Source organism: Streptomyces sp. NRRL F-5755 (assembly GCF_001279365.1).
Lineage (GTDB): Bacteria > Actinomycetota > Actinomycetes > Streptomycetales > Streptomycetaceae > Streptomyces > Streptomyces rimosus.
Window position 1 is genome coordinate 1 of record NZ_LGCW01000099.1, and the last position, 5,572, is coordinate 5,572.

Below are 5,572 nucleotides of genomic sequence, written 5' to 3' on the forward strand. Positions count from 1 at the left end.
CCCCCTCCGGGCCCCGCCCCTCACTCCGCCCCTACCCCCTACGCCCGGTACGTCTGACCGAGCAATCGCTGCATCGATTCCGCCGCCCGTACGGCCGCGTCACCACAGCAGTTGTTGAACAGCACATGCACCACATCGGCCCGTTCCGCCATCTCCCGCACCCGCGGCACCCATTCCATCAACTCTTTCTCCTCATACCGGTGCCGGAATCGCTCCTCCTTACTCCCGGCACCCCAAGCCGCATTACGCCCATGCAGCCGCAGCACCGCCAGCCGGTCATCCGTAACGGGAGCGACCGGAGGTAGGGAAGCCGGCAACGTCTGCGCCATGTCCACGGCCACGGCAGCCACCCCCAACTCGCGCAAGAGGGCCGCCGTATCGGCCTGCCGACCCTCGCCCCTCCACCACTCCGGATGCCGGAATTCCACGGCGACCGGCCACCCCTCCGTACGCTCCCTGCACCGCGTAAGGAACTCCTCGGCCCGCACGCCCGGCGCGAACCACGGCGGAAACTGGAACAACAAGGCCCCGAGCCGCCCCGCCGCCCGCAACGGCTCCACCGCCGCACTGAACCGCCACCAGACCTCGTCCAACAGCCCGCTGTCCGCCCCGGCTTCGCCGCCCCTCCGCCGTACGAACGCGGACCGCAAATCATCCGGCAACGCCGCTGGCCGTGTCGGATGTCCGGTCAGCAAGGAAAACGCCTTCACATCAAACCGGAACCCGTCCGGCGTCCGCTCGGCCCACAGCCGGCTGTTGCGCTCACTGGGCAGCCCGTAATACGTGGAATCGACCTCCACCACCGGAAACTGCTCCGTGTAATGCCGCAACCGCCCCTCGGCATCCCGCCGTCCAACGGGATACCACCCGCTCCCCACCAGCGCCCGATCCGTCCACGAACAGGTCCCGACCAAGATTTCACCCATGGTGGTGCGGGTACCCAGAGAAGGGGACGGCACCGGACGAGGCTCGCTGCGGCGCGCTCGCCGTACGCAGCCCATGGCGGGGCGGAAGGCGGGCGCCAGGCGTGAGCGAGATGACGCCCGCCAGTGCGCGCTCACTTGGAGCCTGACGCACAAAACGCCGCGACCCATCAGCCGATCCACCGGCTTTCCCGAACCAGCCCCCGGCCCCGGACCGCGACCTTACGCATTTACCGTCACCCCCCTCCGCCTTCCGTTACCGCGCCTTCCGGCATCTACGGGTTCCTGCCCACTGGCAGGAGAGGTTTCTACGGCCGGAACGGAAAACCACCTCATCCAGTGGTCATGGGAAATTCCCGGCACCGCGGCTACTCACAGCCCCGCCCGGGCCGGAGAACGACGAAGGCCCCGACCGGAGTGCTTTCCGGCAGAGGCCGCGCCGCGGACTTCGTGATGGTCAATTGGCGATGCCGACCGGGTGGACCTGGATCTTCTCGTCGTAGGGGCCGTCGAGCTTGAGGGCGTTGGCGGGCCACTTCAGGGAGACGCTGTGAGTCTCGTTCGGCGGGGTGACGATGAGGTGGGTCGGGGTGGCGAGGTTGCCGCCACTGGTGTCGACCTTGTAGGAGATGCTGAACGTGGCGGTGTCGCCGGGCTTCAGGTTGGTGATGCGGGGCTGCTCACCGCCACGGTGGACGGGCGCGGAGGTGCCGTCGGCGTCCTTGAGGTCGACGCCGGCGAAACCGGTCACCGAGCAGGTCCGCCCACCCTTGTTGGTCATCTGAACGGTGACGTCGCCGGTCTTCTGGTCGGGGGATCTGTCCACGGCCTCCATGGTCAGCTCGACCGTGCGGCAGAACTTCCCCTTCACCGCGCTCTTGCCCGCACCCTTCCCCGCACTCTTCTCCGTGCCCTTGGCAGCGCTGCTGCCGGAGCCGCCGGTGGTGTGGGACGTGGCGCCGTCGCCGGTGCCCGGCTGCGCATCGGTGCCCTGCGCGCCGGCGGCGGGGTCGTTGCCACCGGCCTCGGCGGCACCGCCCGTGCCCGCCTGGGCCGCGGGCTTGGAGGCAGCGGCGGTGTCCGAACCGGAGCAGGCGGTCAGGGACAGCGCGGCGGCTGCGGTCAGAGCCGCGGTGGCAGTGCGGACGATGCGGCGTCGGGCGGAGGTGCTGGCGCTCATGTGGCGTCCCCCGGAGAGAGTCGGTGTCGGGTCCGTTTCCGTACGACATCGACTTTGCTCAGGACCGCTACCGCCCGGCTGCCACCCCACTAACGCCCAGCCAACACCGGCACGAGCAGGACAGCGGACCGGGACGGAGAACGACGAGGGCCCCGACCGGTGATCCGGTCGGGGCCCTCGTCTGCCCTGACGGGCGGGTGCGGAGGATACGAGATTCGAACTCGTGAGGGTTGCCCCCAACACGCTTTCCAAATGTTCGTCTGGGGGTTCGGCAGGGAGCAGGAATGTTCTGACCTGCGGCGAAGCGAGGTGTGGAGCAGGCGCTGGACGGTGCTGAATGGGGGTGAATGAGACCAGGACTGAGACCAGGAATCGGTTGGTTGTTGCTGGTCAGCGTCGCTTTGCCGGCGCGCTTACGGAGCCGTACCGAAGAGCCATCGGCGCCCTCCGGGACGGTAGCGCCGATGTGTCGCTTGCTGGCCGGTTGCGTCGTGCATCCGTAACCGTTGGATTAAAAGGCTTGAACAGACCATGACGGGGTGTGATGACTGCTGCTTCGTCGCCCGTTTCCCACCGGTTGGGGAGAGACGGTTATGCTCCGTGATCCATCTGGGGACGCCTCTTCCAGGGCCGTCCGCTCACGCATGGCTCATGCATAGTGGGCCCGCTGAGCAGCAAGTTTTGCTCCGCGAGGACGACGCTCCTTCGCCTCTCCGCGAGCTACCGACCGCTTATAAATATGACCAAGGGCAGGGCGACGCCCCCAATGGCAGCTGCAAGCAGCCGCAGCTTCCACGTGACGGGGTGAGTGATCGCTCGCTGCGCCACAGACCAGTGTCGATACAGAAAGTGGCCCGCTACATCGAAGAAAACAGCGGCACCACCCGCCAGCCAGATGTACGGCGTGGTGGCATGGACTAGGTCCGCGAGCTTTGAGAAGAGCCCTCCAGCTGGAACGGACTGAGTCCACCATGCCGCCGTCGGACAGAACGCCCAGGCCAGCGTGATCGCCATCCACACTTGCGAGGGGACAGACGGCCGGGGAGCCGTTTGCACGGGGGTGATACCGACCAGGTTCTGAGTCCCGCCGATCACGGTGGGCCCGGTAATGACGTTGTGATGAACCTCCGAGGCATCAGAGTTCTGGCTCATGCTCCACCTCGTGCATGTTGACGATCTGAATGCCGCCCACCTGTGTCGGGCCACGGAACTGGTTGTCGTGGACGTCCAGTTGGATCCTGGGCTCCGGCGCTCCTAGGGCATCCCGGAGCTGCCGCAGAAGGTGTTCATCGGAGGCTGCAAGTCGCTGGATGTACTCGTACACGGCGCTACGCAAGGTGGCGGGGTCCGACCCACGAAGACGATCAAGATCTTCGATTTGGACCCTTTCGTTGCTTCGCGAGCGACCCAAGATCGCGCTTAGCCGCGGCCGTACGGACGTGTAGGCGTCGCTGACCAGTAGTCCAGTAAGTGCCGTGGTAACGCTCTCGGCCACAAACCCCAAATCCGACATGCACCCCCCTGTCGCCTCCGATGCATCAAGCCTATGGAAGGGAACGCACTCTGTCAGAGGGATCGACGAACAACACCGTACGTCCCGTCTCGCGCCTTCGGCGTCAATGACTGGAGCCCACGCACTTCGCAATGGCAGCCGCCATCCCGGTGACCGGGTAGGGTCGCGCCTCCTGGGTTCTGGCGCTACTGCCGGAGTGAGGCATTGTCCCAGCCCTCGGGGATGAAGTACGTCGCCTGCGTCGGGTCCTCGCTGAGCACCCTCACCGCGGGTTCCGTGGTGCGAGGCCCACTGACGATCTCTACGTCCAGGAGGAACTTCGAGGCAGCACGGTACAAGGCCGTCAGGTCCGGGTCGTGGCCTTCGAGGATTACCTCGGAGATCGTGATGCGCTCGGAGGAAAGGAGGGCGCGGGTGAGTACGGCTGCCGTGTCGAGAGAGGCCCGCTTGGGATCGTAGACGCCGATGAAGCGGTCCCCGTCACGGCGCAGCATGACGGCCTTCGCCTGCTGGGCATCCTCCTGGCGCATGTGGAGCGACGCGGCGAAGAGTCGCTCACGGGTGAGGAGCGTCATGCCGAATTCTCCGCTCGTTGCCAGTTCCGCCCAAAGGCGTCCCGATGGGTGCCGCTGTGGCCATGCTGTTGGGTGCACGGCAGGCGGTCGGACCAGGTCTCGTCGGTGTCAGGCTGGCCATCCATCCGATCGCCGGTCAGTGGGTCGCGGCCGGGGCGTCGCTCCAGACACTCGCTCCCGACAAGGCCGGTGAGGGCGGTGCGCAGCGGGCTGGGGGCGACGCTGGTGCCCCGGCTGACGATCTCCGCCATGTGCTTGGGGATGAGTTCCAGGACCACCTGGAGCGCGGCCTGCGGGTCGTCAGCCTGTCGGCAGGCGCCGGCCAGTTCCATGGCCGTCTTCATGATGATCAGCTCCCCGATCGGGGTGATCTGACCGTTCTCGGCGACGAGGGTGTCCGGAGGCAGTGAGTCAAGGTCGATATCGGTGGTCACTGGTCCACCATCCTTTCTGCGTGCCGCGGTTGGTGGCTCGTGGTTAGATGCCGGTGAGAGCCGGGGTGACGGCCTGTGGTGGTCATGCGATCGCCTCGTTCTCGGCCTCATCTGATGCTCGTTCGTCCACGGGGTGGTTCACGAACTCCTGGAGAAGCAGGTAAGCGAGCTTGAGGTCCGAGCCGTCATCGCGCGTTAGGAGCTTGTGTAAGCCGATGCCGGCCTCGACCAACAGGGTCGTGACGCCGCAGTATGAACCGTTCATGGCGCGGAGTTGCTGCCAGGAGACTGGGGTGGGTTCGGAGGCGAGAGCTGCGGGAGCGGTGGAGATGCGCCGTCCGTCTGAGGGCGGCGTGGCCGTTGATGCCTCGGGGATTACAGCGATCATGATCGTTCTCCTCCTTGGGGAGCACGGGTGGACGGCCTCGCCGGGAACCGTTGACTGCCAGCAAGTGGGGCCTGCCTTGTTTTCCTAGCCGCCACGTCGGAGGTCCGGCCAGGCGGCCCTCCCCGTTCGAGAGACATGCCGCCTGAAGCTGCTACCCAGCAGTACGATCCGTGTTTTTGGTGGCCGCCCGGGCGGTGGTGGCCAGCCTCCGCATGAAGGGCACTTGTGGCCTGCAGAGGTAGGCGACCGGTGTGTGCAATGAGGCCGCACCACGTGCGGAGCGGGCCTACTCGACCGCTACGGCTGCCGGGGAGGCGGCGGGAGGAAATTCGGTGCGGCGCCCAGCACGGGGATGCGTCAAAGGCGCTGGTGGTGCACGCCGCCGGTTCAGGTCCGCGCCGATCCGATCACTGCCACTGAGACCAAGCACGTCGAAGGCCCCCACCGCGGACGGTAGGGGCCTTCGACGTAGTGCCCGGTGAGGCACTGGCGGAGGATACGAGATTCGAACTCGTGAGGGGTTGCCCCCAACACGCTTTCCAAGCGTGCGCCCTAGGCC

General features: G+C 66.6%; 6 protein-coding genes. All 6 read right to left on the reverse strand.

From position 1 onward, the window contains the following. Positions 1–38: 38 nt before the first annotated feature. The gene (locus ADK86_RS12450) at positions 39–926 is read right to left on the reverse strand and encodes a DUF72 domain-containing protein (RefSeq protein ID WP_053696643.1); all 888 of its coding nucleotides are present in this window, start codon (positions 924–926) and stop codon (positions 39–41) included. 454 nt (positions 927–1,380) lie between these two features. Beyond that, a complete protein-coding gene (locus ADK86_RS45180; protein ID WP_053696644.1) occupies positions 1,381–2,103 on the reverse strand; it encodes a DUF4232 domain-containing protein in 723 nt (240 codons plus the stop codon). Between the two features lie 1,135 nt (positions 2,104–3,238). Further along, complete coding sequence (locus ADK86_RS43100) at positions 3,239–3,427, reverse strand: hypothetical protein (RefSeq protein WP_159393838.1); 189 nt, start codon at positions 3,425–3,427, stop codon at positions 3,239–3,241. A gap of 374 nt (positions 3,428–3,801) precedes the next feature. After that, positions 3,802–4,191: a hypothetical protein gene (locus ADK86_RS12465; protein WP_053696646.1), complete on the reverse strand. Its 390-nt coding sequence runs from the start codon at positions 4,189–4,191 to the stop codon at positions 3,802–3,804. After that, positions 4,188–4,625 carry a hypothetical protein gene (locus ADK86_RS12470; protein ID WP_053696647.1) on the reverse strand — a complete coding sequence of 146 codons (438 nt, stop codon included), beginning with the start codon at positions 4,623–4,625 and terminating at the stop codon, positions 4,188–4,190. The genes ADK86_RS12465 and ADK86_RS12470 overlap by 4 nt, the downstream gene beginning before the upstream one ends. Before the next feature lie 82 nt (positions 4,626–4,707). Then, entirely contained in the window at positions 4,708–5,013 is a 306-nt protein-coding gene (locus tag ADK86_RS43105) for a hypothetical protein (RefSeq protein WP_159393839.1), read from the reverse strand. Positions 5,014–5,572: the final 559 nt, after the last annotated feature.

Coding starts and splice junctions, on each gene's coding strand:
- ADK86_RS43105 (WP_159393839.1), bottom strand. CDS start 5,013: ATGATCGCTGTAATCCCCGAGGCATCAACGGCCACGCCGCCCTCAGAC.
- ADK86_RS12450 (WP_053696643.1), bottom strand. CDS start 926: ATGGGTGAAATCTTGGTCGGGACCTGTTCGTGGACGGATCGGGCGCTG.
- ADK86_RS12465 (WP_053696646.1), bottom strand. CDS start 4,191: ATGACGCTCCTCACCCGTGAGCGACTCTTCGCCGCGTCGCTCCACATG.
- ADK86_RS45180 (WP_053696644.1), bottom strand. CDS start 2,103: ATGAGCGCCAGCACCTCCGCCCGACGCCGCATCGTCCGCACTGCCACC.